Origin of the sequence: Nonomuraea glycinis (assembly GCF_014646515.1) — a bacterium.
GTDB classification, from domain to species: domain Bacteria; phylum Actinomycetota; class Actinomycetes; order Streptosporangiales; family Streptosporangiaceae; genus Nonomuraea; species Nonomuraea glycinis.
This window is the reverse complement of sequence record NZ_BMNK01000016.1, coordinates 213,943-236,464: the sequence shown is the minus strand read 5'-3', so window position 1 is coordinate 236,464 and position 22,522 is coordinate 213,943. Positions and strand designations below refer to the sequence as shown.

Annotated in this window: 27 protein-coding genes and 1 pseudogene; 14 read left to right on the top strand and 14 right to left on the bottom strand. The window is 70.1% G+C overall.

All coding sequences use genetic code 11. The features are described 5' to 3' along the window. Nucleotides 1-147: 147 nt before the first annotated feature. Nucleotides 148-504 carry a hypothetical protein gene (locus IEY87_RS35300; protein WP_189143154.1) on the bottom strand — a complete coding sequence of 119 codons (357 nt, stop codon included), beginning with the start codon at nt 502-504 and terminating at the stop codon, nt 148-150. On the opposite strand from IEY87_RS35300, the gene IEY87_RS35295 reads away from it, so the two are divergent. Both IEY87_RS35295 and IEY87_RS35290 read left to right on the top strand, forming a co-directional pair. Next, nucleotides 494-916, top strand: a complete 423-nt coding sequence (locus IEY87_RS35295) for a thiamine pyrophosphate-dependent enzyme (protein WP_189143153.1) — start codon at nt 494-496, stop codon at nt 914-916. The genes IEY87_RS35300 and IEY87_RS35295 overlap by 11 nt on opposite strands. Nucleotides 917-989: 73 nt before the next feature. Next, on the top strand, nt 990-2,657 hold the full coding sequence (locus tag IEY87_RS35290; RefSeq protein ID WP_189143152.1) for a hypothetical protein: 1,668 nt from the start codon (nt 990-992) through the stop codon (nt 2,655-2,657). A gap of 19 nt (nt 2,658-2,676) precedes the next feature. On the opposite strand, the gene IEY87_RS35285 is transcribed toward IEY87_RS35290, so the two are convergent. After that, nucleotides 2,677-3,036: an IclR family transcriptional regulator domain-containing protein gene (locus IEY87_RS35285; protein ID WP_225277946.1), complete on the bottom strand. Its 360-nt coding sequence runs from the start codon at nt 3,034-3,036 to the stop codon at nt 2,677-2,679. Between the two features lie 259 nt (nt 3,037-3,295). Further along, nucleotides 3,296-3,982 (bottom strand): annotated as a pseudogene (locus IEY87_RS35280) (Tn3 family transposase); the annotation flags it as partial. 262 nt (nt 3,983-4,244) lie between these two features. On the opposite strand from IEY87_RS35280, the gene IEY87_RS35275 reads away from it, so the two are divergent. Next, nucleotides 4,245-4,634: a hypothetical protein gene (locus tag IEY87_RS35275; protein WP_189143151.1), complete on the top strand. Its 390-nt coding sequence runs from the start codon at nt 4,245-4,247 to the stop codon at nt 4,632-4,634. A gap of 190 nt (nt 4,635-4,824) precedes the next feature. On the opposite strand, the gene IEY87_RS35270 is transcribed toward IEY87_RS35275, so the two are convergent. Together IEY87_RS35270 and IEY87_RS35265 are read right to left on the bottom strand one after the other, a co-directional pair. Then, the gene (locus IEY87_RS35270; RefSeq protein ID WP_225277945.1) at nt 4,825-5,094 is read right to left on the bottom strand and encodes a hypothetical protein; all 270 of its coding nucleotides are present in this window, start codon (nt 5,092-5,094) and stop codon (nt 4,825-4,827) included. Next, complete coding sequence (locus IEY87_RS35265; RefSeq protein ID WP_189143150.1) at nt 5,072-5,362, bottom strand: hypothetical protein; 291 nt, start codon at nt 5,360-5,362, stop codon at nt 5,072-5,074. Before IEY87_RS35265 ends, IEY87_RS35270 begins: the two co-directional genes overlap by 23 nt. A 175-nt stretch (nt 5,363-5,537) precedes the next feature. Between IEY87_RS35265 and IEY87_RS35260 the strand changes: the two genes are divergently transcribed. Further along, the gene (locus IEY87_RS35260; protein WP_189143149.1) at nt 5,538-6,035 is read left to right on the top strand and encodes a hypothetical protein; all 498 of its coding nucleotides are present in this window, start codon (nt 5,538-5,540) and stop codon (nt 6,033-6,035) included. Here IEY87_RS35260 and IEY87_RS35255 read toward each other — a convergent pair. Then, the gene (locus IEY87_RS35255; RefSeq protein ID WP_189143148.1) at nt 6,000-6,833 is read right to left on the bottom strand and encodes a hypothetical protein; all 834 of its coding nucleotides are present in this window, start codon (nt 6,831-6,833) and stop codon (nt 6,000-6,002) included. The genes IEY87_RS35260 and IEY87_RS35255 overlap by 36 nt on opposite strands. Before the next feature lie 807 nt (nt 6,834-7,640). On the opposite strand from IEY87_RS35255, the gene IEY87_RS35250 reads away from it, so the two are divergent. Beyond that, the gene (locus tag IEY87_RS35250) at nt 7,641-7,988 is read left to right on the top strand and encodes a histone-like nucleoid-structuring protein Lsr2 (protein WP_189143147.1); all 348 of its coding nucleotides are present in this window, start codon (nt 7,641-7,643) and stop codon (nt 7,986-7,988) included. 291 nt (nt 7,989-8,279) lie between these two features. Then, a complete protein-coding gene (locus tag IEY87_RS35245; protein ID WP_189143146.1) occupies nt 8,280-9,143 on the top strand; it encodes a hypothetical protein in 864 nt (287 codons plus the stop codon). Nucleotides 9,144-9,185: 42 nt separating this feature from the next. Here the strand turns inward: IEY87_RS35245 and tsaA are convergent, their stop codons facing one another. Then, the gene (tsaA, locus tag IEY87_RS35240; protein ID WP_189143145.1) at nt 9,186-9,587 is read right to left on the bottom strand and encodes a tRNA (N6-threonylcarbamoyladenosine(37)-N6)-methyltransferase TrmO; all 402 of its coding nucleotides are present in this window, start codon (nt 9,585-9,587) and stop codon (nt 9,186-9,188) included. Between the two features lie 114 nt (nt 9,588-9,701). On the opposite strand from tsaA, the gene IEY87_RS35235 reads away from it, so the two are divergent. After that, a complete protein-coding gene (locus IEY87_RS35235; RefSeq protein WP_189143144.1) occupies nt 9,702-11,012 on the top strand; it encodes an aspartate aminotransferase family protein in 1,311 nt (436 codons plus the stop codon). Nucleotides 11,013-11,019: 7 nt separating this feature from the next. Here IEY87_RS35235 and IEY87_RS35230 read toward each other — a convergent pair whose 3' ends face one another. Next, on the bottom strand, nt 11,020-11,904 hold the full coding sequence (locus IEY87_RS35230) for an SDR family oxidoreductase (protein WP_189143143.1): 885 nt from the start codon (nt 11,902-11,904) through the stop codon (nt 11,020-11,022). A gap of 92 nt (nt 11,905-11,996) precedes the next feature. Here IEY87_RS35230 and IEY87_RS35225 point away from each other — a divergent pair, with 92 nt between their 5' ends. Then, nucleotides 11,997-12,569 carry a TetR/AcrR family transcriptional regulator gene (locus IEY87_RS35225; RefSeq protein WP_189143142.1) on the top strand — a complete coding sequence of 191 codons (573 nt, stop codon included), beginning with the start codon at nt 11,997-11,999 and terminating at the stop codon, nt 12,567-12,569. A gap of 53 nt (nt 12,570-12,622) precedes the next feature. Here IEY87_RS35225 and IEY87_RS35220 read toward each other — a convergent pair whose 3' ends face one another. Together IEY87_RS35220 and IEY87_RS35215 are read right to left on the bottom strand one after the other, a co-directional pair. Further along, the gene (locus IEY87_RS35220) at nt 12,623-13,720 is read right to left on the bottom strand and encodes a winged helix DNA-binding domain-containing protein (RefSeq protein ID WP_189143141.1); all 1,098 of its coding nucleotides are present in this window, start codon (nt 13,718-13,720) and stop codon (nt 12,623-12,625) included. Between the two features lie 82 nt (nt 13,721-13,802). After that, nucleotides 13,803-14,225 carry a VOC family protein gene (locus IEY87_RS35215; RefSeq protein WP_189143140.1) on the bottom strand — a complete coding sequence of 141 codons (423 nt, stop codon included), beginning with the start codon at nt 14,223-14,225 and terminating at the stop codon, nt 13,803-13,805. A 112-nt stretch (nt 14,226-14,337) separates the two neighbouring features. Between IEY87_RS35215 and IEY87_RS35210 the strand changes: the two genes are divergently transcribed. Continuing rightward, entirely contained in the window at nt 14,338-15,450 is a 1,113-nt protein-coding gene (locus IEY87_RS35210) for a helix-turn-helix transcriptional regulator (RefSeq protein WP_189143139.1), read from the top strand. Here IEY87_RS35210 and IEY87_RS35205 read toward each other — a convergent pair. After that, complete coding sequence (locus tag IEY87_RS35205) at nt 15,410-15,589, bottom strand: hypothetical protein (RefSeq protein ID WP_189143138.1); 180 nt, start codon at nt 15,587-15,589, stop codon at nt 15,410-15,412. The two genes, IEY87_RS35210 and IEY87_RS35205, sit on opposite strands and share 41 nt — an antisense overlap. Nucleotides 15,590-15,953: 364 nt before the next feature. Between IEY87_RS35205 and IEY87_RS35200 the strand changes: the two genes are divergently transcribed. Next, on the top strand, nt 15,954-16,397 hold the full coding sequence (locus IEY87_RS35200; protein WP_189143137.1) for a YkvA family protein: 444 nt from the start codon (nt 15,954-15,956) through the stop codon (nt 16,395-16,397). Here IEY87_RS35200 and IEY87_RS35195 read toward each other — a convergent pair. Beyond that, on the bottom strand, nt 16,373-16,885 hold the full coding sequence (locus IEY87_RS35195; RefSeq protein ID WP_189143136.1) for a GNAT family N-acetyltransferase: 513 nt from the start codon (nt 16,883-16,885) through the stop codon (nt 16,373-16,375). The genes IEY87_RS35200 and IEY87_RS35195 overlap by 25 nt on opposite strands. A 311-nt stretch (nt 16,886-17,196) precedes the next feature. Here IEY87_RS35195 and IEY87_RS35190 point away from each other — a divergent pair, with 311 nt between their 5' ends. Together IEY87_RS35190 and IEY87_RS35185 are read left to right on the top strand one after the other, a co-directional pair. Further along, nucleotides 17,197-18,162: an alpha/beta fold hydrolase gene (locus IEY87_RS35190; protein WP_225277944.1), complete on the top strand. Its 966-nt coding sequence runs from the start codon at nt 17,197-17,199 to the stop codon at nt 18,160-18,162. Nucleotides 18,163-18,279: 117 nt separating this feature from the next. Next, entirely contained in the window at nt 18,280-19,122 is an 843-nt protein-coding gene (locus IEY87_RS35185) for an SDR family NAD(P)-dependent oxidoreductase (protein WP_189143135.1), read from the top strand. A 42-nt stretch (nt 19,123-19,164) separates the two neighbouring features. On the opposite strand, the gene IEY87_RS35180 is transcribed toward IEY87_RS35185, so the two are convergent. After that, the gene (locus IEY87_RS35180) at nt 19,165-19,800 is read right to left on the bottom strand and encodes a pyridoxamine 5'-phosphate oxidase family protein (protein ID WP_225277943.1); all 636 of its coding nucleotides are present in this window, start codon (nt 19,798-19,800) and stop codon (nt 19,165-19,167) included. A 46-nt stretch (nt 19,801-19,846) separates the two neighbouring features. On the opposite strand from IEY87_RS35180, the gene IEY87_RS35175 reads away from it, so the two are divergent. Next, entirely contained in the window at nt 19,847-20,698 is an 852-nt protein-coding gene (locus IEY87_RS35175) for a helix-turn-helix transcriptional regulator (RefSeq protein ID WP_189143134.1), read from the top strand. Between the two features lie 233 nt (nt 20,699-20,931). Here the strand turns inward: IEY87_RS35175 and IEY87_RS35170 are convergent, their stop codons facing one another. Further along, nucleotides 20,932-21,501 (bottom strand): TetR/AcrR family transcriptional regulator, encoded by a 570-nt coding sequence (locus IEY87_RS35170; RefSeq protein ID WP_189143133.1) that lies wholly within the window; start codon nt 21,499-21,501, stop codon nt 20,932-20,934. A gap of 93 nt (nt 21,502-21,594) precedes the next feature. Between IEY87_RS35170 and IEY87_RS35165 the strand changes: the two genes are divergently transcribed. Then, nucleotides 21,595-22,521, top strand: coding sequence for an NmrA family NAD(P)-binding protein (locus tag IEY87_RS35165; protein WP_189143132.1), 927 nt, complete (start codon nt 21,595-21,597; stop codon nt 22,519-22,521). Nucleotide 22,522 lies beyond the last annotated feature (1 nt).

Genomic DNA, 22,522 nt, shown 5'->3' with positions numbered 1-22,522 from the left:
TGAAATCAACCCCCAGCCGAACCGCTTACCTGACCATACGAAGATCGTGAAAGATCGAGGTTAGTCTTCGGAATCATCAGCAATGACCCCGGGGGTAGGGACGTCGGCAGCGGTGACCTCGGCCCAAATGCCATCCTGTTCCTTTTTTCACTTCGGCAGCGTGTTGTCGGCACGCAGGTGGACCAGCGTCGTCGGCACGCGGACCTCCCATGGGTCGCCCACGGGACCTCCTGCAGGGGGGAAGTTCTCGGCCGCCCGAAGTTCTTCGAGCATGGGGAGGTAACGCTCGCTGGTGATGGGCGGGGGATCGCCGTCGATCCACAGCTGCCCGCTCTCGATGTAGTGCAGAACGGTCTGCTCGTAACTGGGCCGTACGGGGACCAGAACCCGGGCTGCTCCGGCCCGCAGGAAGTGTACGAAGAGGTCGTCGACGTCGTCCAGCAGCGCCCGGTCTTTCCAGTCGGGCTTTGCACCCCACCAGTAGGGAAAGAAGGTGAAGGTCATCTGTTCCCATTCGAATGCCTGCTCAAAGAACCGAATCCGATCGGCATCAGCGGCGGCCGCCACCGGATCGGGCTCGGGATATTCCTTCCGGCTGGCTCGGTACCGAGGGTGCACCACCGGGGAAGTTGGCACCCCCGAGGCCGACTTCTCCGCCTGGGCCAGATCGTGCGGCGGCTTCGGGACCAAGGTCACCGAGTCCGGCGACGCGGCCGGGGCGATCGCGCAGGCGCTGACCCACGACGGCCCGGCGCTGGTGGACGTGGACGTCAACCCGAACGAGCCGCCCATGCCCGGCAAGGTCTCCTACGACCAGGCCAAGAGCTTCGCGCAGGCTTTCCTCAAGGGCCAGCCGCACAAGGCGGCCATCGCCACCACCCTGTTCAAGGACCGCATCCAGAAACTCGGCGACTAGCCCTTCACGGCGATGCCGCTACATGCGAATATACGTTCGAAGAAAGAAGATCGTCTTTCGGAACGGAGTGCATGTGCGTCCATCAGCCTCTGAACGCATCGGCCGATTAGTCGCCTCGGCCGGGTCCCTGCTCCTGGCGGCGAGCCTGCTCGCCGCCCCAGCCCCCGCCGTCGCGGCCGCCGATCTCGTCGCCGACCTCGGGGTCGCGGGCAAGGGCGGGGACCTGGTGGCCGGCCACGGCAAGGTCTTCGTCGCCGCCGACGACCGGATCGTGGTCACGCACCTCGACGGCGAGGCCGTCACCACGATCGGCGGCCTGTCCGGAGTCACCGCCCTGTCCGCGCCGGACGGCGCCAGGAAGGTGTACGCGACGCTGAGCGGCACGCATGAGGTGATCGAGATCGACACCGCCACGGTCGCCGTCACCCGGCGCATCGATCTGTCCGCGTATCCGTGCCCGTCCACGCTGGCGCAGGCCCACAACCGGCTGTGGATCGGATACGGCTGCGGCGGGGCGGGTGAGGGAGGGGTCGTCGCGCTCGATGTGCGGGCCACCCCCATCCTCGTCAAGGTCGGGCCGGCCACGACCCGGCCTCCGCTGGTCGCGGTCGCCGGCGCCTTCCTCGCCGTGTCGGAGCCGGGAGTCAGCCCCGCCACCGTCAGGCTGTACGACGTCAACCGCGACCCGGGCAACCCGCTCGGCGAGATCCTCGGCGACGCGGACGGGCTGCCGCCTCTGGAGGACCTGGCCCTCGCCTACCAAGGGTCGGCGGTGCTGCCGGTGCCGTCCGGCGCCCACCGCTTCGACGCCTGGGACACCACGACCTTCGACCGGGCCCACGCCTACGACGAGAAGGGGCCGGCCGGGCACGAACTGGCCGCCACCGTCGCGGCCAGCGAGAACGGCCACTACGTCGTGGGCGGCTGGAACTCCGCCGCGGGTGACGCGGCGGAGCTCGTGGTCTACGACGCGACCACGAGAGAGGTGATCTACACGGCCGGCCACCAGGGAAAGGCGCTGGTGCCGGGCAGCATCGGCTTCTACGGCATCTACACCTTCGCGGTGCTGAAGGAGCCCGGCACCGGGCGCATGCACCTCTGGCGGCTGCCGTCCGCGCCGTACCACTCCTCGGCCCTGACCCTGACGGCGCCCGCCGAGGCGAACGCGCTCAAGCCGCTGACCATCGGCGGACGGCTCACGCTCAGCACCGGGGCGACCCCCGGCGTGCAGACGCTGGAACTGTACAGCTGGCTCCCCGACGGCACCGACCGGCCCTTCCGGGAGGTCACCACAGCGGCGGACGGGACCTACGAGTTCACCGACACCCCACCGGGCATCGGGGCGTTCAGGTATCGCCTGTCCTGGCCGGGCAACTCCTGGTATGACGGGGCCTACGCGACAGCGACCGTCACGGTGGCCAGGTACGAACCGGCGCTCACCGTGACCGGGCCCGCGACGGGCGCCGTCGGCGAGCTGCTGGAGTTCAGCGGCACCTTTGCCGCCGAGGGCGTCGTCTACCCGCGCACGACGGTCACCGTCAGCCGCAGGGCCGTCGCGCCGGACGGCACCGTCACCACCAAGGGTCAGAAACTGGCCGCCGCCACCGACGGGACGTTCGCCTTCACCGACACGCCGGCCACGGCCGGGACGCACACCTACACCGTCACGCTGGTCGGGAGCTCGACCGTCAAGGGAACGAGCACCAATCACGTGGTCACCGTCGTCGAGCCGGCGGGATAGCGTCCCAGGGAGCCGGGGCCTACCTCTCGTAGGCCCCGGCGATGCCGGCCGCAGCGGCGCGCAGGGGCTCCACCAGGCGGGGCAGCTCGCGGGCGCGCCGCGCGGACAGCACGATGCCCAGCGCAGCGACGGGCCGCCCGGCCACGACGACCGGAGCGGCGGCCGAGCACGAGCCGGCCGTCATCTCCTCGTACGTCAGCGCGTACCCCTGCGCCCGCACCGCCGCCAGCTCCCTGGCCAGTCGACCCGGCTCGGTGATCGTGTGCCGGGTCGGGCGTTCGAGCCGGCGGGCCAACTCCGCCCAGCAGGGGCTTGGGGTTGTGGCCGGGGCCCCCGCCGGACGGCGGAGCTGGGCCGCCTGGCGGCTTGCGCGAGGCATGGCCCGGGCATCGGTCGGCTCCTTATCACCACTTCCACCAGTGCGTGGACCTCGGCGAGCGGGAGCAATTCGAAATCGGGTAGACCGAGCACCGCCCCTCGTCGGTGAGTGCCGGGCATCGGCCCGGCGGCCGAGCGCGGCTCGGCGTTTGGCCTCCTACCGGTCCGGCAGCCGTATCTCCGCCGCACGGAGGCGCTGCCGCTCGCGCGCGCCGATGGTCCCCTCCACCCCCGCCATGGGGCAGGTCGGGGATCTCGCCAAGCCTGCGCAGGCCTTCAGCCGGGGCGGAAGAGGCGATGGCATAGCGGCCCAGGACGTTGACATGGGCGTGGCCGAGCGGGCTGAGCCGGGCGGCATCCTCATCCTTGACCGGCACGCCCTGGGCGCGCAGCCGGTCGACGGCGGCCGACAGATACTTCGAGTTCCACAGCGCGACCGCATTGACGACAAGACCAGGAGCCGCTAGTTGATCTTCTTGCCCTTCACGGTATGCCTTCCGGATCTGCCCGTTGCCGCCATGGCAGATCTTGCGGGCCAGCCGATGCCGCGACTCCTGCACGGTGAGCTGCTTGTTGAGCTTGTGCCGGTAGGTGTCGTCGATCGGGTCCAGGATGGACAGCAGGTGCAGGGTCTTGTCGATGCGGCCGTACTCGGCGAACGCCTGCCCGAGCGGGGTCGGGCGCCCGTTACGTGCGAACATGCGCAGCAGATCGTAGGCGCGCACCTGGTTGGTCACCAGCGATCCAGCGACCCGGGTCATGTCCGTCCACTGCGTAGCGATCTTCTGCCGGTTGATCTTGCTGCGAGCGATCGCCTCCAACGGTCCGTACACCGGCGTGCTCCCGTCGGGCAGGTCGGCGCGCCAGAACCGTTGGTCGCCCAGGTCGGCGAAGCGCGGCGCGAACCGGTAGCCGAGCATGGAGAAGATCCCGAACACCATGTCCGAATTTATATGGACACTGTCAAGGCTTGTCGCCCGCTCAGGCCACCCGATCGCCATCACTCCGGTACCCGCCTGCCAGGCTGGGGGCGATCGCCGCGCAAGGCCCACCACTCGGGTCAGCCCGACCGGACGCAAGCTAGCGCTGAGTAACATCGATTACGTTCAGTGCTCGCAGAAATGAACCAGCGCGGGCCTGCGACTCTTATGTGATCATTGGCGAGTGCGACCTGTTGGTGAGACTTCCCGGCCATCTGCTCTGAAGCGGGTGTCACTCGTGGCGGCCATCGCCGCCACGCCTTTCGTCCTGATGTACGCCGCCGCGATGGCCCCCCAGTGGATCACCGATCACCGCTTGGCAAGCCTTGAGAATCGAGCCCTCAAGCATCCGTTGCCACCGGGCACGACGTTCGGCGGGTCCGAACCTCAGGGGCCCGTGACCGGAGACTCCGGCGACTGCTGGGCCGGCTTCGCCTTCAGCCTCCGCACCGAACGCCCACCCGAGGAGATCAAGCGGTACTACGAGGCGGCCCCCTTCATGCGGACCGACGCGCACTTCTTCGAGCTGAGCGTCAGCGCCTTGCAGGAGTCCGCCGACCACGTATCGGTCGCCGTCGACACGATTTCCTCTGGCACCGGGGACCTCCGCTGCTGGTGAGCGCCACTTACGGGTCCAAGATTCCAGATGCAACTCTCAGTTACTTCCTCGGGTGACATCAACCCGAGCGGTGGGTTCGCAGCACCTCCTTCGTCGGCGCTACGCATCGAGCATGCTTTGGGCTCGCGATGGATGTGATCGGCTCGCTCAGTCCGTCGACGTGCATGATGGCCTTCCTGAAGAGTTGCCGTCACCCGGTGGTCTCGCCGAGGTCGGTGAGCAGGCCGGTGAGACGGCGGACGACCGCGGTGTGCCGTTCGACCTCGCGGGTCCAGCCGCGTTCGTCGGCGTCCTGGACGAGCTGCTGTTCGACCTCCAGGCGGGCCCGGAGTCGTGGGGCGTAGCCCGGGGTGGTGACGAACTTGGCGCAGGTCAGGTAGAGGTCGCACTCGCAGGGGCCTTCGGCTGGTAGGCGCAGGCAGTGGCCGAGCTCGAGCTCAGTCTTGAGGAAGTTGCTCATCAGGCTGAGGAGCTGAAGTCCGGGATGCTGCCCGCCGAGGCCGTTGACTTCTCGGCAGGTCGTGCATGCGGGTGGAGATGTCGGCCAGGTGCACGTAGGCGTCCAGGAAGGAGGTCCAGGAGTGCACCTCCAGCAGCAGCTCGGGTAGGTCGATGCGGGGCAGCATCGCCTGGCAGGCCGCGCGCAGCCACTTCAGCGACGGGCTCTCGCCGAGCGCGCCGAGCTTCTCCACCGACAACCGGGGGTGCCCATCGGTCGGGGTGACCACCCGGACGAGGGCGTCGTCACCGGCTTCCTCGAGGCGGCTAAGTTACTCGCGGGTAACGCCAATGGCTGTCCGCGGGTTCTCCAACCCCGAGGCCGGGGGAGTTCACCCCTGTAGGGGAGGCGTCTGGCTCGCTGGGGGGAGGGATGTCCGGTGTGCGGCTTCTACGGTCACAGTCATGGTTGATTCAGATCGTCCGCGCAGGTGGCCGGCGTACGCGGTGGCCGTGTTGTTCCTCGGGTACGCCGCGGGGAAGGCCGCCTTCGCGCTGCAGGCCCGGCTCGGGTTCCCGGGCGGCCCGCCCGTGTCGGCCGCCGAGGCGGCGGGCTATTTCCTGGACCCGGCCACCGCGCAGTGGTTCGCGACCGCGTCCGGCGTGCTGGGCGCGTGCGTCGCCATCGCCACGGTCACCGCCCTGGGACGCAGGGTGCCGAGAACGTTGATGCTCCTCGTGCTGGCCGGGATGCTGGCGGCTGTCGGCGGCGGCGCGGGGATCATGATCGTGGACGGGTTCGTCGGCCTCGGTGTGGGCTGGCAGTGGCACCACGGAGTCCTGGGCATGGTCGTGATCGGGTTGTTCCTGGAGATGCTCCGCTCCTACGCGACGGCCACGAGACGGGCCGTGGCCCACCGGCGGTCATCACTGAGCCGGGGGAGGCTCCGCGCCGACGGGTGAGGACGCGGACGGGACCGGTTCGGCGCTGGGATCGGCGAGGTCGTGGGCGGAGCGGGCCAGCCAGATCACCATCAGGACCTGGGCCGCCGACGCGACGTCGCCGTAGACGTTCGTGTCCGTGGCGAGCGGCAGGCTCACCACCGTGAGCAGCACCGGAGCCACCAAGGCGGCGACGCCGTACCTGACCGTGGCCTGCTGCCAGCGGCCGCTGCGCCGCTGTGCTCGCAGGACGAGCACCATCCAAATCAGGCCCGCCAGGCCGCAGATCACGGGCAGCCAGTCGGGCAACGGCCAGTTGAGGACGTCGATCACCTCGATGGCGGCGGCGCCTCCGTAGGCCACCACGCCGGCGGCCCGCGCGTGATCCGCGTGCTCCAGCCGGCTGCCCAGAACGGGCTGGAACAGCACCACGACGACCCACATCAGCGCGGCGTCCAGCGCCACCGCCCACCAGGGCCAGGTGGGTGCCAGGGCGTAGCACGCCCAGGACGCCGCCGCCGCGTACAGCCCCATCCGCAGCCGCCGCGTATCCCGGTCCAGCTCGGGTGCCGGTCCCGTCAGCGGTCCGCGCAGACTCTGCCACAGCGCCCAGGCGCACGGCAGGCCGGCCACGACCAGGATGAGCGTGTTCGGCCAGGTCACCGCGACGCCCTGGGCCACCCCTGTGAACAGGGTCAACCGCCACAACGCGCCGAGGTCGCCGGTGGTCAGCGCGATCACGGCGGTGACCGCCAGCGCGCCGACGTACAAACCCGTGATGAGCAGGGCGGGAATACCGAAGCGGTGACGACGGGGCACGGGCCACTTCCTGGGGGCTTGGCGGGGAGAAGCCCTCAGATTAGCCAGCCGACGCCCCGAAGTCGATCAAGGATTCTGAGGGCTCGGCAGCCGTGCATTTCTCATGTTCCAGCCTGGGGCCCAGGCCGCAAGCGCCGGTCTCATACAGGGCCGCCGGCTGCCCCCGGTCGCGGACGTTCCTTTTCCGTCGACCACGTCCGAGATCGTGAAAGCCGCGGCGTCGACCCCGGCTCCGGCGAGAACTGCCTTTTCCACGGCTCCGGCGCCGGGGGATGGAGCCGGAACCCCCTGCCGGTACGCCGATTGGTGTCCCTGGCGTACGGAACAACGTGCGGGCCGTGGCGAATCGTTTGAATTCAACTTCTATAGCGTGGTCCCCATCGTGATGATCTGCCGATGGGATATCGTCTGCACGACGACTCCGTGAGGAGCCTTTGCCCGGCCGGGCGCGGGACCGTTTCGGTGGTGGCCTGTCCGCGCTGACCGCGGCACCGTACTGGCGACAACGCCCGTACGCGTCGCCGAGCCGGTGGTTGGCTTACCGGTGCTGGTCAGCGCCCGGTGTGATACGCCACGAGTACGCGTGAGTGTATGGAGTTAAGGGCTTCCGGGCGGCTTGTCCCACCGATGCGCTAACACAGTTCGGCCATACGACCCCCCTGCTATGCAGGTGCGGGGGTGGGCGACTTCACGCTTCAGCGGCAGTTCGCCCGCTTGTTTGACGGGCACTAAGGTTCTGGGTGGCGCCTGTTCTACTGAAGAGCGCTACAGTAGCCAAAAAATCCTATCGAGCATGGAGTTCGGCACATGGCTAAGCGGATTCAAGAGATTTTCATTGACGACGTCGATGGAAGCGCGATGGAGTCGGAGAACATCGTCAAGTTCGGTCTCGACGGCGTCGCGTATGAGATCGACTTGGGGGAGAAGAACGAGGAAGCCTTGCGCAAGGCGCTGTCGCCCTTCATCAACAAAGCTCGCGCGGTCCGGAGTGAGCGAGCCGGCCGAGGCCGGCGCGGGGCCATCGGCTCCGCTCGTGCCATGAGCCGGGAGAAGTCCGCCGAGATCCGGCAGTGGGCCAGGACTCAGGGCCTGCCGGTGAGCGAGCGAGGCCGGATCGCTTCCACGGTGGTGGAGAAGTACGAGGCCGCCCACTAGGGCACAGGTGAAGGCTTGGCGAGGGCGTACTCCTGTGGTGCGCCGGGCTGCGGTGAGACTGCGCCGCCCGGCGCGCGTCGTGACGTACATGATGAATCTACAATGTAAAGGGCGGCGGATCTGAGAAATTCGCCGATCAACCGGTAAGCCAACAGCGACAACGGCCCGATGCCCCTACTGTCAGCGCCGAGTGTGTCAAAGGGCGCGGCGTGATGTACGCGGGAAAAGCATCGTGCTGGTTACACGCCTGTCCCGTGGTGCGGCCAGGGTGTCCAGCAGATGGGGCTTGGCATGCCAGACATCTCGGTAGGAAAAATTCTCATGGCGGTGGGGTTCTTCGCCGCCTCGATGCTGACAGCGACGTTGTCGGCCACTCCGGCGGCGGCCGACATCCCGAACAGGGATGTCGTCGATGCCTCCACAGCGCCCAGCGTCGCGAACAAGGCCGTGACGGCCTCCTGCGATCCCGGACAGCAGATCATCGGCACGGGCGCGTGGGTCGCCGGCGGCGGAGGCGATGTGCGGATCACGGAGATGCGGCCCGGGGTCAACTCGCAGGGCATCTACTACCTCTACGTCGCGGCCGCGGTGGACGAGGACGGCACCTCGAACACCTGGAGTCTGCACGCCTCGGCGATCTGCGCGGATCCGCTTCCCGGCCTGGAGATCGTCCCGGCGACCAGCACGCCCGCATCGGACCCTGCCAATCCCAGCATCTCGGCGCGCTGCACCGGCGCCAGGAAGCTCCTGGGCGCCGGCTACAAGATCAACGACGGTTTCGGTCAGGTGGGCATCGACGACTTCAGAGTGTTGTCCGGGAGCGTCGCCGCCGTGGCGCGGGAGGACGACACCGGGTTCGCGACCTCCTGGAGCGTGACGGCCTACGCGATCTGCGCCGACCCCCTGCCGGGCCTGCAGATCGTCGAGAGGATCGGCGTGTTCCAGTCCGACTATGTGAACACCGTCAACGCCAGATGCCCGGACGGTCAGAAGATCACAGGTGGTGGCGGCATGATCGAGGGCGGTCTGGGCCAGGTCATCCTGGAGGACCTCACCAACGAGAGCGACAGGTACACGGTGACCGCGTTCGAGGACGACAACGGCTGGTCATCCACCTGGCGCGTGTACGCCTACGCGATCTGCGCCGACGACTGACCCTGGACGCCGACCCGCTGGGGCGGCGACGATCGCGCCGCTTCAGCGGGTCGCGTCCAGGACCGGTTTCACGTCGACGATCGGGGTGCCGTCGACGGCTTCGAGGTCGGCGACCCGCACCCGGAGGCCGTCGATCGCGAGCACCCGGACGCGGTGCAGGCCGACGGGATTGGGCCGGTCGGCGGAGCGGGTGCTGAAGACACCGGTCAGCGGGTTCCGCGGGTCATCGCGCGGATGCACGGCCACGACGGATCGGTCGGCGAGGTGCAGCCACGTGAGGACGAGCACCTCATCGCCGACCGTAAGATCACGGATCCCCTCGGCCATCGCGGGATCGAACGTCAGCCACGTGCTGGGAGCACCCTCCACGCCCTGCTTCGGCGCGCTCGCGCGATCCGTCAGGGGCGACTCGACGACCCCGATCGGATGAATCTCGTACGTCATGACTCCTGCCTACCGCAGGGCGTGCCGAAGGGTGTCGCGTTTGTTCGCTTGTTACCTCTGTTGCGGCGATTGAAGATGGGATCCGGTACTTGAGCGCGATCAGAGGGGTTGGCGATGGACACGACATCTGGGGATACGGCGTTCTGGGATGAGGCGGACCGTCTCCTGATCCGCTATGGGACCGGCTTCACCCCGCGAGTCATCGAACGTGCCTCCGGTGCGCATGTCTTCGATCGCCAGGGCCGCGCGATTCTCGACTTCACCTCGGGGCAGATGAGCGCCATCCTCGGCCATGCGCATCCGGACATCGTGGCGACGGTATCGGCCGCGGTGGCGTCGCTGGACCATCTCTACAGCGGCATGCTCAGCGCTCCGGTGCTGGAGCTCGCCGACCGGCTCACCGCGACGCTGCCCGCCCCGCTGGGCAAGATGTTGCTGCTCACCACGGGGGCGGAGGCGAACGAGGCCGCGATCAAGATGGCGAAGCTCGCGACGGGCCGCTATGAGATCGTCTCCTTCGACCGCTCGTGGCATGGCATGACCCAGGGGGCGGCGTCCGCGACCTTCTCGGCCGGGCGGCGCGGTTATGGTCCGCCGACGCCGGGGAACCTCGCGCTGCCCGCGCCGAACGCCTACCGTTCGCCGTTCCGGTCCGCCGATGGGTCGTACGACTGGGAGACCGAGCTCGCGTACGGTTTCGCGCTGGTCGACCAGCAGTCGGCGGGGAGCCTCGCCGCGTGCCTCATCGAGCCCATCCTGTCCTCGGGCGGGATCATCGAGCCGCCGCCGGGGTATCTGCGTCGCCTCAAGGAGATGTGCGATGAGCGGGGGATGCTGCTCATCCTCGACGAGGCGCAGACCGGTCTCGGGCGTACGGGGGAGATGTACGCGTTCGAGCGGGACGGGGTCACTCCGGACATTCTCACGTTGTCGAAGACCTTGGGGGCCGGGCTGCCTGTGGCGGCCGTCATCACGACCGCGCAGATCGAGCAGGTCTGTCACGACCGGGGGTTCCTCTTCTACACCACGCATGTCTCCGATCCGCTGGCGGCCGCGGTCGCGGTGACGGTGCTCGACGTCATCGAGCGTGAGAACCTCGTCGAGCGTGCGGCGGAGCTCGGCGAGCAGCTCAACGGCCGGCTGCTGGCTCTTCGCGACGGGTACGAGGTCGTCGGTGACGTTCGTGGCCGTGGCCTGCTCCAGGGCATCGAGCTGGTGAGGGACAAGAAGAGCAAGGAGCCCGCCGACGAGCTGGGCGCCGCGGTCACCTCGGCCTGTCTCGAACGGGGGCTGCACATGAACATCGTCCAGTTGCCCGGGATGGGGGGTATCTTCAGGATCGCCCCGCCGCTGACGATCAGTGACGACGATCTGCACGCCGGCGTGGACATCCTTGAGGCGGCTCTCAAGGGGGTGCTTCCCTGAGGCCGGCTCAAGCCGGAGCCGAGGAAGCCGTGAGTGCTCGCAGGGCGGGCAGGTGGGCGGTCAGGAAGTCCTCGAACGTGCGCGGCGGGCGGCGGGTGAGGTCGTGGACCGCCGTCGTGGTCGTGGCCTGGGAGCCGGCGGCCACCTCCTTGACGAGTACGGCGAGGTCGTCGGCGAACCAGGGCGGCAGCCCTTGGGACTTCAAGGCCGTGGCCAACGCGTCGGGCGGTGTCTCCACGCAGGTCACGGTCCGGCGCAGCGCGGCCGAGATCTGTCCGGCGAGGTCGGCGTCGGTGAGGGCCTGGGGGCCGGTGAGGATGAAGGTCTCGTTCTCGCCGTGCGGCCTGGTCAGCAGGGCGGCCGCGCAGGCGGCGATGTCGGGGCAGTCGATGTAGGCGACGGGGCTGTCCGCGTAGGAGCTGATCAGGTGCCCGTCGGGGGTGAACGCGCCGGCGCCGAGGAAGTTCTGCATGTAGCCGGCGGGCTGCAGCAGCGACCAGGACAGGCCGGAGGCCTTCAGGTGCTCCTCGATCTCCCAGTGCGCGCCCTGGGAGAGCTTCGCCCCCTGCCGGGCGTGCCAGACCGACACCTTCACCACGTGCGTGACGCCCGCCCGGTGTGCCGCGTCGATCGCGGTCTTCTGCTGCCGGATCATCGGCTGCGCACCGTCCACCGGCAGGGCGCCGGCGCTGTTCAGGAACAGCCGGTCCACGCCGTCGAGCGCTGCGGCGATCGAGCCGGGGTCCTCGAAGTCCCCGACGGCGAAGTCGCAGCCCAGCGCCCGGCCCTTGGACTCGTCGCGGACCAGGGCGCGGAAGGCCGCGCCGTCCTGGCGAAGCCGGCGTACCAGATGGGTGCCGATGGAGCCGGTGGCCCCGGTTACCAAGATCATGTGGTGTCTCCTCATGGCTGCGGCGGCACTAAGCTGAGGGTGCCTCGGAAAAGACTATATCGAGGATGCCTCAGTTTAAGTAAGGGGAGAGGATGAGCGAGCCCCGGCGACGTGCGCCGCGCGCCGACGCGCGGCGCAACTACGAACGGCTGCTGGCGGAGGCCGACGCGGCCTTCCGCCAGGAGGGGACGGACGCCTCGCTGGAGGGAGTCGCGCGGCGGGCCGGAGTCGCGATCGGCACGCTGTACGGTCACTTTCCGCACCGTCGTGCTCTCGTCGGCGCGCTGCTGCGTGACCGCAACCAGGCCCTGTTCGCCCGCGGGGAGGAGTTGCAGTCCGGCTCCACGGCGGCAGCCGCGCTCACCCAGTGGGTGCACGCGGTGGTAGAGCATGCCGCCGCGTACCAAGGGCTGGCCGCGATCCTGGCCGCCGGCCTGGACGATGAGGGCTCCGAGCTGCATGCCTCCTGCCTGCGCATGGCCGACATCAGCGACCGGCTGATCGCCAGGGCGCGGGCGGCCGGCGCGCTCCGCCAGGACGTGACCAGCGCCGACGTCCACGCGCTGATGAACGCCGCCGCGTGGACCCGCGAGCACATGCCCGCCGAGCAGGCCGACCGGCTGGTGAAACTGACCATGGACGGGATGCTGTCGTCCGCGACCTGAACGTCCCGGACCCGAAGGGCTTCAGGACCTCAACGTCCCGGGCTCGAAGGAGTTCAGGGGGACGCGGCGATCCGTACGCGGTGGCTGTCGTCGTCGGAGAGGAACGACGCCAGCGCCCGCCCCTGCTCGGCCACGGCGGCGCGGTCGGCCGGGGAGAGGTGGCGCAGCGGGGTGACGCTCACGGTGCCGGTTTCGACGGTCCAGGTGGCGGCGACGCGGCCGTCGACCAGGACGACGCGCGCGCCGGCGACCGACAGGCCGCGGTGGGCTTGGTCGACGATCCGGCTGCGGTCGTGGTAGCCGAGGAGAGCGTTGTCGAACGCCGGCAGGAACCGTACCGGGGCGGGGGTGTCGGGGTCGGGGCGTGGCGCTTCTGGGAGGTCGAGCAGCTCCCGGCCGCGCTCGTCGCGGAAGGTGACCAGTTCGTCCCGGATCGCGGCCACGGCGGCCGGGAGCCCGGTGAGGCCGCACCAGGCGCGCAGGTCCGCCGAGGTCGCGGGGCCGAACGCGGCCAGGTAGCGCCGTACCAGCGTTTCGCCGACCGGATCGGAGCCGTCCGGGGCCGGCGGGTCGATCTCGCGCCCCAGCCAGGAGGAGAGCGGGAGGTTGCGTACTCCCGCTTTCGCCCGCCACAGGCCGCGCGGGGGGAGTTGGACCACCGGGACGAGGGCGGCGATCACCATCTCGCCCAGCGCCCGCGGTCCCGGCGCGGGCCAGCGCCCGGCCAGCGCCCGCGCGACCTCGCTCATCGAGCGCGGCTCGCCGTCGGCCAGCAGCGCCCGGCCCGCGGCGGCGAGCTCGTCGAGATCCACGCCGGCGAGCTCGTGGCGGTAGACGCCGAGGACCCGCTGGCGCAGCATGGCGTCGTGGCGGGACCGCCAAGCGAGGACGTCCTCGGCGGTGAGGAGGTGGACGGTACGGCGCATGAGGTGGGTGCGCACCACGCTCCGCCCGACCAGGAGGCCGGACAGGGTCGCCGGGTCGAACGCGCGCAACCGCGACCAGAGCCCGGCGAACGGTTCCTGCGGTTCCTGCGCCTGCAGGCCGCACAGGTGCGCGACCGCGTCCAGGACCGGCAGGTCGGCGTGGTCGAGCAGCAGCTGCCGGGCGAGCGTCGCGCGGTTGAGCGCCCGGTCGTCGAGTACGGTCATCCGGTCACGCCGCCCGATCGCCGCATCCTCATTCTGGCCTTTCCCCTCTATATGTGGTGATTCGGTGTGCTTTGCGTGATGCTCACCCGTTGTACTCGCTCACGACGTCCATGACCCAGACGACGCCGAAGCGGTCCTTGAGCATCCCGTAAAGAGGAGCCCACTGCGCGGGCGCCAGCGGCTGCACAATGGTGGCTCCGGCGGAGAGCTTCTCCCAGTACGCGGTGATCTCCTGCGCGCTCTCGCCGCGCACGGAGAGGAAGAAGGAGTTCTCCCCCTGGTCGTACGGCAGCCGCGCGGGCACGTCGTAGGCCATCACGTGGAAGCCGTCGTCGGTGACGACCTGCCCCCACATCACCTGGTCCGCCTCGGCGGAGTCCTGCACGTTCCCGGCGTCCTTGTAGGTGACGACGGCGAGGTCACCGCCGAACACGGACCGGTAGAACTCCAGCGCCGCGCGGGCGTCGCCCCGGAAGTTCAGATGAGTCACGGACTTGACGGTCATGGCGGGCTCCTGATGGTCGACTGTCATTCGGTACGCCGTGGTCCGGCGCGAGACAACAGTCGCAGGGGAAGAGGACAGGGTGTGGCCGCTTCTCTGGGGCACTATGGGAGACATGCCGAAGACTTCCGCGCGCCTGCTGGCGTTGCTCTCGTTGCTTCAGGCGCGCCGGGACTGGCCGGGGGCGCTGCTGGCCGAGCGGCTGGACATCAGCCCGCGTACCGTGCGCCGTGATGTGGACCGGCTGCGCGAGCTCGGCTATCCCATCGTGGCCTTCAAGGGGCCCGACGGCGGCTACCGGCTCGACGCGGGCATGGAGTTGCCGCCGTTGCTGTTCGACGACGAGCAGGCCGTCGCCCTGGCCATCGCGCTCCAGATCGCCACCACCGCCGGCGCCGGCATCGAGGAGGCCGCGGCGCGCGCGCTGAACACCGTCCGGCAGGTCATGCCCGCCCGGCTGCGCCACCGGATCGACACGCTCCAGGTGACCGCCGTTGAGCGGCCCACGTTCCGGCCGGGCCCGCAGGCCGACAGCGAGGTGCTGATGACCCTGAGCGCCGCCGTACATGCTCGTGAGGTGCTGCGCTTCGACTACACGCCCGTGTCCCCGCCGGCGGTCGAGGGCCTGGGGCCGCGCCGGGCGCAGCCCCATCACCTCGTCACCTGGGGCGGGCTCTGGTACCTCGTCGCCTGGGACCTCGACCGCGAGGACTGGCGCACCTTCCGCGTCGATCGGATCAACCCGCGCATCCCCGCGGGGCCGCGCTTCACCCCGCGCGAGGTCCCCGGGGGTGACGTGGCCGCGTTCGTGGCCGGCAGGTTCCGCGGCGCCGGGGACTCCGGCGACTGGCCCTGCCGTGGTGAGGTGATCCTCGGCCTGCCGGCCGCCGCCGTGTCCCACTACACCCGCGACGGAGTCGTCGAGGAGCTCGGGCCGGACCGGTGCCGGCTCACGCTCGGCTCGTGGTCGTGGTCCGGCCTGGCCGCCGCCTTCGGCAGGTTCGACGCCGACCTTGAGGTCGTCGGCCCGGTCGAGCTCAGAGACGCCTTCGCGCGCCTGGCCCGCCGCTACGCCGGCGCCGCGACCGAAGCAGGCGCTACGACCGAAGCAGGCGCTACGACCGAAGCAGGCGCTACGACCGAAGCAGGCGCTACGACCGAAGCGGGCGCTACGGCCGAAGCGGGCGCTACGCGGGAAGGAGGCCGAGAAGATGCGCGGTGGCGGTGAGCAGTGCGGCCAGCGCGGTGATGACGGCAGCGATCGTCGTCGGCGCGACGTCGGAGAGCCGCCGGATCGCGTAATAGGTGAGCCAGAGAACGGCGAGAATGACCAGTGCGGCGCTCAGAAGGGGCAGCTGGGATGACATATGGTCCCCCTTTCGTACGAGGGGAGAAAACTCCCCTTCCGCTGCTTTTGGAAGCTATATCGACCCTGTCCGCAATCGCATCACTTGGTAATTGATCGACTACTGAACGTCGATGTTGGCACTCTACTGCCCGAATGCGGAACAGCTCTTCATCACGCCACGCGACATGCGAGAAATTCTCTAAAGTCGCCTTCGATTACTTAAGCGAGCGATTCGTCGGCCCGGCTCCCGCAGCGAGTCTGGTGCGCTCGACCATGCGATTGTCACGGTCACCGCGGCATCGACCTCGGCCGGGCTGAGCTCGCCGCCGAGCGGAAGGTAGAGTTCGGGCGGATTGCGGCCTACGCGGGGGAGGGCATGACCGGTGGACGGCTGGGTCGTGGTCGGGGCGGTGGTGGGTGGGACGGCCCTGCTGTGGCTGCTCGCCCTGGTCGCGCTGGCGGTCGCCCGGCCTCGGGGCAGTCTGCTCACCGAGGCGATACGCCTGCTGCCGGACCTGTTGCGGCTCGTCTCCCGCCTGGCCCGTGACGCCGCCCTGCCTCGGCGGGTCCGCGTCCGGCTGTGGCTGCTGGTGGCTTACCTGGCGCTGCCGATCGACCTGGTGCCGGACTTCATTCCCGTGCTCGGTTACGCCGACGACGCCATCGTGGTCGCGCTCGTGCTGCGCTCGGTCGTGCGCGGCGCCGGGCCCCAGGCACTGGAGCGCCACTGGCCCGGCACGCCGGACGGGCTCGCCGCCGTCCGGCGGCTGGCCGGGCTGCCCGCCGCCCAGGCCGGCGGGGATCAGACCCCGAACGCCGCCGGGTAGCGGATGGTGCCGGACGGCACGGGCCGGGCGGGGTCGAGGGGGAGCGCCATCATGTACTTCTCCTCGACGTCGAAGGGCGGCCGGATGCCGTGGCGGGAGGCCGGGACGAAGCCGAAGCGGGGGTAGTACTGCGAGTGGCCGATCACCAGCACGAGGTTCTCGCCCTGCTGCCGGGCGGCGTCGAGAGCGGCGTGGATGGCGGCCGAACCGGCGCCGCGCCGCTGCTGTTCGGGCCTGACGGCGCACGGGCCCAGGGTGAGCGCCGGGGTGTCGTCGACGTGGCAGCGGGTGAGCAGCGCGTACCCGGTGATGGCGTCGCCGGGCGCCTCGCTGACCCAGGACAGGCCGGGAATCCACGCCGCCGGGTCGGCGCGCAGCGCCTCGACGATGTCGGCCTCCTGAGGGGTGGGGAAGGCAGCGAGGTTGACCTCACGGATCTGGTCGAGGTCGGCGTCGGTTTCGGGGCGGGTGATCCAGGAAGTGGTCATGGGTGGGTTGGAGTCCGTCTCTCTGCTCGCGGGCGGGAACGGTCGACATTCACCTTCTTCTCTCGCCGGATATTCGACAGCTAATAGCCCACAGGCTAGCAATTCTTGCAGGGTGGGGGCCGAGCGAGACCTCGGGGCCTCCTGCAGTGCGCAGGTGGGATCCGACGCCGGTACGCAGGTCGTTCCGGAGCTCGGTCATGCCCCCTTGCGGATCCGCAACTTCCTTTGCCAGTTCCGTCGGGCCGCGCCCATTGTTGCTCCTGGCCGGAGCAACCCCGGCCGATCGACACCGGCTTGAGGAGGACGTGGGCGTGGCACTGGACAGACGCAGGTTCTTGGCGGTGGGCGGCGGGGCCGCCGCGATGGCGGCCGCCGGCCTCGGTACGGCGTGGGCGGCGGACGGCGGCGACCGGAAGGTTCCGGAGCCGTCCTTGCCCGGCTTCACCAGCGGCTTCGTGGTGGCCAACGGCATCCGCCAGCACTACGTCGCGGGTGGCAGGGGCGAGCCGCTGATCCTGTTGCACGGCTGGCCCCAGACCTGGTGGACGTGGCGCAAGGTCATGCCGGCCCTGGCCGAGCGCTTCCGGGTGATCGCGGTCGACCTGCGCGGCATGGGCGGCACCGCCAAACCGGCCGGTGGTCACGACAAGAAGACCATGGCCAAGGACATCCACGAGTTGGCCCGGGCGCTGGGCCACCGCTCGGTCCACGTGGCCGGGCACGACATCGGGTCGATGGTGGCCTACAGCTTCGCGGCCAATCATCCCGCCGCGGCGCGGAAGGTCGCGATGCTCGATGTGCTGCACCCCGACGACAGCTACTACGAGTTCCGGATGCTGCCACGGCCCGGGCAGGCGTCGGCGAGCCCGTGGTGGTTCGCGTTCAACCAGGTGCGCGGGCTCCCGGAGGAGCTCATCGCCGGTCAGGGCCGGGACGTCGTGGATTGGGTGTTCGACTATCTGCTGGTCGATCGCCGCGCGATCGACAACCGGGCTCGCGCCGTCTTCGGGCAGAACTACTCCTCTCCCGCGGCCATCCGTGGCGGGAACGGCTGGTACCAGGCGTTCGGCCAGGACATCACCGACCTGAGGACCTACCGGCCCGTCGGCACCCCGCTGCTGGGCCTCGCCCACCCTGGCTACTTCCCGTACATGCGGGCCACCCTGCCCGGACAGGGCACCGACGTACGCGTGGCCGAGATCGCCGACACCGGGCACTACCTGGCCGAGGAGCAGCCGGCCGCAGTGATCCGGCACTTCCTCGACTTCTTCGGATGACCGCGTAGCCGACTCGTGTCCGGCGCACCCACCTGTCACTGCTATTGTCGAAGTGAGTCGGTTTCATTTTCGAAGTGACTCGTACGCTCATCATCGACACGCGGGGGACAAGCACCCATGAACAGGACCTGGTTCATCACTGGAGGCACGCCCGGTGGGTTCGGCATGGCCTTCGCCGACGCGGCCCTGGAGTCCGGCGACCGCGTCGCCCTGACCGCCCGCAGGCCGGAGGAACTGCGCGGCTGGGCCGAGCCGTACGGCGACCGGGTGCTGACGCCGCGGCTCGACGTCACCGACGCCCAGCAGGTCCACCAGGCCGTCAACGCCGCCGAGGCGCACTTCGGCGGCATCGACGTCCTGGTCAACAACGCCGGACGCGGCTGGTACGGCTCGGTGGAGGGCATGGACGACGCGGCCGTCCGGCAGCTGTTCGAGCTGAACTTCTTCAGCGTCCTGGCGGTCACCCGTGCCGTGCTGCCCGGCATGCGCGCCCGGCGCAGCGGGTGGATCATCAACGTCTCCTCCGTCGCCGGGCTGCGCGGGGAGCTCGGCTTCGGCTACTACACCGCCGCCAAGCACGCCGTCGAGGGCATGACCGACGTCCTGCGCCAGGAGGTGGCACCGCTGGGCGTCAAGGTGCTGGCCGTGCAGCCGGGGGCCTTCCGTACCCGCGCGTACGCCGGATTCGCCGGCGAGCCGGTACGGGAGAGCATCGAGGACTACCGGCCGATGCTGCAGAGCGTCCGGACGACCATGATCGAGCATGACGGCAAGCAGCCCGGTGACCCCATGAAGGGCGCGCGGGCCGTCGTGGCCACGATCGGCCAGGACGATCCGCCGCACCGGCTGGTGCTCGGCAGCGGCGGATACGACGCGGTGATCGGCGAGCTGGAGTCCATGATCACTGAGATCCGGGCCCACGAGCACGTCTCCCGCACCGTGGACTTCCCGGCAGGCTGACGCCCTCCGGTTCGCGCTCATGGACGGAATATGCGCGGGAGGTCAGTGATCCGTGCCGGGGGTGCTGAGCCACTTGCCGTCGATCATCACGTCGCGCTGGGCGAGCTCGTTCACCTCGCGCCAGGCCTGGATCCGCAGCGGGACGATACGGAAGTAGGGGTAGGCGCCGCGCTGCTCGCGCGGGTCGAAGCCCGCCTTGGCGGCGAAGGCGTCGCCGGTCTCGGCCGGGATCTCGGCGGCGGCGATCACCTCGCGCACCTCGGCGTCGATCAGGACGACGTCGCGCGTGGGGCCGAGCGCCACCCGCACCTTGCCGGTGGCCTCCAGGAACCTGGCCGTCGGATTGGTCCGGGCCGTGGAGATGAGCAGGGACCGGCCGTCCCACAGGAACGACAGCGGCATCAGGTACGGCAGGCCGGCCGGATCCGCGGTGGCGAACCAGCCGTCGACGTCGCGCTCAAGCCGGTCCAGGGTGTCGCGGATACGCCGATCGAGGGTGCGGGCGGGAGCGTTCACGGTGGCCAGGGTAGCGCTCGTCAGGCCCCGGCGATCCGCCGTGTCGTCCATCGGGCCGGGCCGCTGGATCATCGCGCCGTCGGTGAAGGCGACCTCGCCGACGGGCCCGGTGAGGTCGTGCCCCACCGGGTGTCCGTCCGGCAGGGCCGCCGAGCCAGGCACTGGTGGTACCTGGCTCGGCGCCGTGACGAGCGGGCACACTGCAGGGGTGGACAGACGAGAACTGGCCGGCTTCCTGCGCAGCAGGCGCGAGCGGATCAGCCCCGCCGACGTGGGGCTGCCCGCCGGGCCGCGCCGCCGTACCCCGGGGTTGCGCCGTGAGGAGGCGGCGCAGCTGGCGTACATCTCGACCGAGTACTACACGCGGCTGGAGCAGGCGCGCGGTCCGCATCCGTCGCGTGAGGTGCTGGCCGGGCTGGCCCGTGCCCTGCGCCTGTCGGACGCCGAGCGCGACCACCTGCACCACCTCGCCGGCGTACCGCCGGGCCCGTTGCCCGGGCCGTCGCGCCAGGTGCGGCAGAGCATCCTCGACCTGCTTCACCGGCTGCCGCTGGCCGCCGCCATCGTGACGTCCGCGATCCACGAGGTGATCGCCTGGAACGATCTCGCGGCCGCCTTGATGGAGGACTTCTCCGCCCTGTCCCGGCGCGATCGCAACCTGGTGCGCCGTGCCTTCCTCGGGCCGGAGCCGCAAGGGTGGCGGTTGTTCGGCGTGTCGGACGCGGACGCGTTCGCCCGCAACTCGGCCCAGAGGCTGCGCGCCACCGCCGCCCGTTACCCCGACGACTCGGAGGTGACCGGGCTGGTGCAGGAGTTGCTCGCCGGAAGCGAGGAGTTCGCGCGGCTGTGGGCCTCCCACGACGTGTCCGCCGAGCCCACCCTGTGCAAGACCTTCCAGCATCCGCTGGTCGGCCCGATCACCGTCAACTGCGATGTCCTCGACATCGCCGACCGTGACCAGCGGGTCGTGATCTACACCGCCGTCCCGGGCTCACCCTCGGAGGAGGCGCTACGGCTGCTGTCGGTCATCGGCACCCAGCGCATGGACGTGCCCCGCTGAAGCCACGCCGCGCCGCAGGCCGGCGGTACGTGACGGTGAGCGGCCTTCCGCAGGCCGGCGGTACGTCACGGCGAGCGACTTCCGCAGGCCGGCGAGCTCCTGTCCACGGGACTCCTCAGGCGGCGGTCATCCCGCGGTCGATCGCGAGCGCACTCGCGGACCACGGTCGTCATCTGCCAGCTGGGTGACACCACCCGGCGGTTCAACGAGCTGCGACGGATGGCTCGATTCGCTCACCCTTGACGGGGGCTGACCCCCACCACGGTCAGGTCGAGGAGCCGGTTGGCCTCCGCGGCGGGGTCCTGGTGGTGCTCCGTGGCCAGGGCGATGCCGGTGATCAGGGTGAGCAGGTCCTCAATGGTCACGCCCGGTCTCAGCGCGCCCTCGCGCACGGCGCGGCGCACCAGGGGGTCGCCCGCCTCGGTGAGGGGCGCCGAGGCACAGTTCTCGTTCTCCGCGCCGGGGTCGGCCGCCAGGTCGCGGGTCAGCGCGACGGCCAGCCCCCTGATGGTCGCCGCGTCCGCGGTGACGGCGCTCAGCCACTCCAGCAGCGCGGCCCGGCTGTCCGCCCTGTCGCCCAGGTCGCGGGCGTGGGCGCACAGGGTCTCGACCCGTTCGCGGAAGACCGCCTTGAGCAGTGCGTGACGGCTGGGAAAGTGCCGGCGCACGGTGGCGGAACCGACGCCCGCGGTCCGGGCGATCTGCTCCAGGGACGCGTCGGCGCCGTGCGCGGCGATCGCATCCTCGGCCACGGCGAGCAGGCGTGCGTAGTTGCGCCGGGCGTCCGCGCGCTGGACGTGCATGGCGGCACCTCACATTTGCTAAGTGGCGGGGTCCGCCGTATCTTACCTGAATATAAACGGCGGGGTCCGCCGTTTAATGATGGGAGACCCTGCATGTCCACCGATCTTGCCCCCGTTCTGGTCATCGGCGCCACCGGGCAGCAGGGCGGCGCCACCGCCCGCGCCCTGCTCGCGACCGGCGTCCCCGTCCGGGCACTGGTCCGCGATCCCGCGACCGACCGAGCCAGGGCGGTCGAGGCGCTCGGCGCCGAGCTCGTCACCGGCGACCTCGAGGACCGCGACTCCGTGGTCAGGGCCGCACAGGGAGCCCGAGCCGTCTTCTCGGTGCAGATGCCCGCGATCAAGGGAGCCGCCATCGACTTCGACGGCGAGCTGGCCCAGGCCGTCAACCTGATCGAAGGCGCGCTGGCCGCCGGGGTGCCGCAGTTCGTGCACACCTCTGTCTCCGGCGCCGGGCAGCACGTCGAGAGCCCGGGCTGGGCCGAAGGCCGCTGGGCCTCCCTGGCGCCGTATTACACCACCAAGACCGCGATCCAGGACCGCGTCCGCGAGGCGGGCTTCACGCACTGGACGCTCATCAAGCCGGCCTGCTTCATGGAGAACTTCCTCCCGTCCGCGGCGTACATGATCCCCCGCGGTGTCGAGGGCGGCCTGGCGACCGTGCTCAAGCCCGGCACCCGGCTCTCCCTCGTCGCGGTCGACGACATCGGCGAGGCCGCCGCGGCGGCCATCGCCGCCCCGCGGCGCTTCGATCGGGTCGAGCTGGAGCTGGCCGGCGACTACCTGACGCTGACGGAGGTCGCCAAGGTCCTGTCCGGTGCTGTGGGCGCCGAACTGACCGCGCCCGACATGACCGAGGAGGAGGCGATCGCCGCGGGAATGCCGGTGTGGGCGGGCATCTCCCACGAACACATGAACGTGGCCGGGCAACCCGCCCGCCCGGAGTACGCGCGGGCCCTCGGCATCCCGCTCACGACCTTCGAGGCCTGGGCGCACGACCACCTGCGGGCCGCCGCCTGAT

Excerpts from the sequence above, each read along its gene's own strand:
- IEY87_RS35185 (WP_189143135.1), top strand. The coding sequence starts at position 18,280 with ATGAACAGGACCTGGTTCATCACTGGAGGCACGCCCGGTGGGTTCGGC.
- IEY87_RS35205 (WP_189143138.1), bottom strand. The coding sequence starts at position 15,589 with ATGTCATCCCAGCTGCCCCTTCTGAGCGCCGCACTGGTCATTCTCGCC.
- IEY87_RS35245 (WP_189143146.1), top strand. The coding sequence starts at position 8,280 with ATGCCAGACATCTCGGTAGGAAAAATTCTCATGGCGGTGGGGTTCTTC.
- IEY87_RS35230 (WP_189143143.1), bottom strand. The coding sequence starts at position 11,904 with ATGATCTTGGTAACCGGGGCCACCGGCTCCATCGGCACCCATCTGGTA.
- IEY87_RS35210 (WP_189143139.1), top strand. The coding sequence starts at position 14,338 with ATGCCGAAGACTTCCGCGCGCCTGCTGGCGTTGCTCTCGTTGCTTCAG.
- IEY87_RS35170 (WP_189143133.1), bottom strand. The coding sequence starts at position 21,501 with ATGCACGTCCAGCGCGCGGACGCCCGGCGCAACTACGCACGCCTGCTC.
- IEY87_RS35220 (WP_189143141.1), bottom strand. The coding sequence starts at position 13,720 with ATGACCGTACTCGACGACCGGGCGCTCAACCGCGCGACGCTCGCCCGG.
- IEY87_RS35165 (WP_189143132.1), top strand. The coding sequence starts at position 21,595 with ATGTCCACCGATCTTGCCCCCGTTCTGGTCATCGGCGCCACCGGGCAG.
- IEY87_RS35260 (WP_189143149.1), top strand. The coding sequence starts at position 5,538 with ATGGTTGATTCAGATCGTCCGCGCAGGTGGCCGGCGTACGCGGTGGCC.
- tsaA (WP_189143145.1), bottom strand. The coding sequence starts at position 9,587 with ATGACGTACGAGATTCATCCGATCGGGGTCGTCGAGTCGCCCCTGACG.
- IEY87_RS35225 (WP_189143142.1), top strand. The coding sequence starts at position 11,997 with ATGAGCGAGCCCCGGCGACGTGCGCCGCGCGCCGACGCGCGGCGCAAC.
- IEY87_RS35195 (WP_189143136.1), bottom strand. The coding sequence starts at position 16,885 with ATGACCACTTCCTGGATCACCCGCCCCGAAACCGACGCCGACCTCGAC.
- IEY87_RS35270 (WP_225277945.1), bottom strand. The coding sequence starts at position 5,094 with ATGAGCAACTTCCTCAAGACTGAGCTCGAGCTCGGCCACTGCCTGCGC.
- IEY87_RS35215 (WP_189143140.1), bottom strand. The coding sequence starts at position 14,225 with ATGACCGTCAAGTCCGTGACTCATCTGAACTTCCGGGGCGACGCCCGC.
- IEY87_RS35285 (WP_225277946.1), bottom strand. The coding sequence starts at position 3,036 with ATGCCTCGCGCAAGCCGCCAGGCGGCCCAGCTCCGCCGTCCGGCGGGG.
- IEY87_RS35250 (WP_189143147.1), top strand. The coding sequence starts at position 7,641 with ATGGCTAAGCGGATTCAAGAGATTTTCATTGACGACGTCGATGGAAGC.
- IEY87_RS35300 (WP_189143154.1), bottom strand. The coding sequence starts at position 504 with ATGACCTTCACCTTCTTTCCCTACTGGTGGGGTGCAAAGCCCGACTGG.
- IEY87_RS35235 (WP_189143144.1), top strand. The coding sequence starts at position 9,702 with ATGGACACGACATCTGGGGATACGGCGTTCTGGGATGAGGCGGACCGT.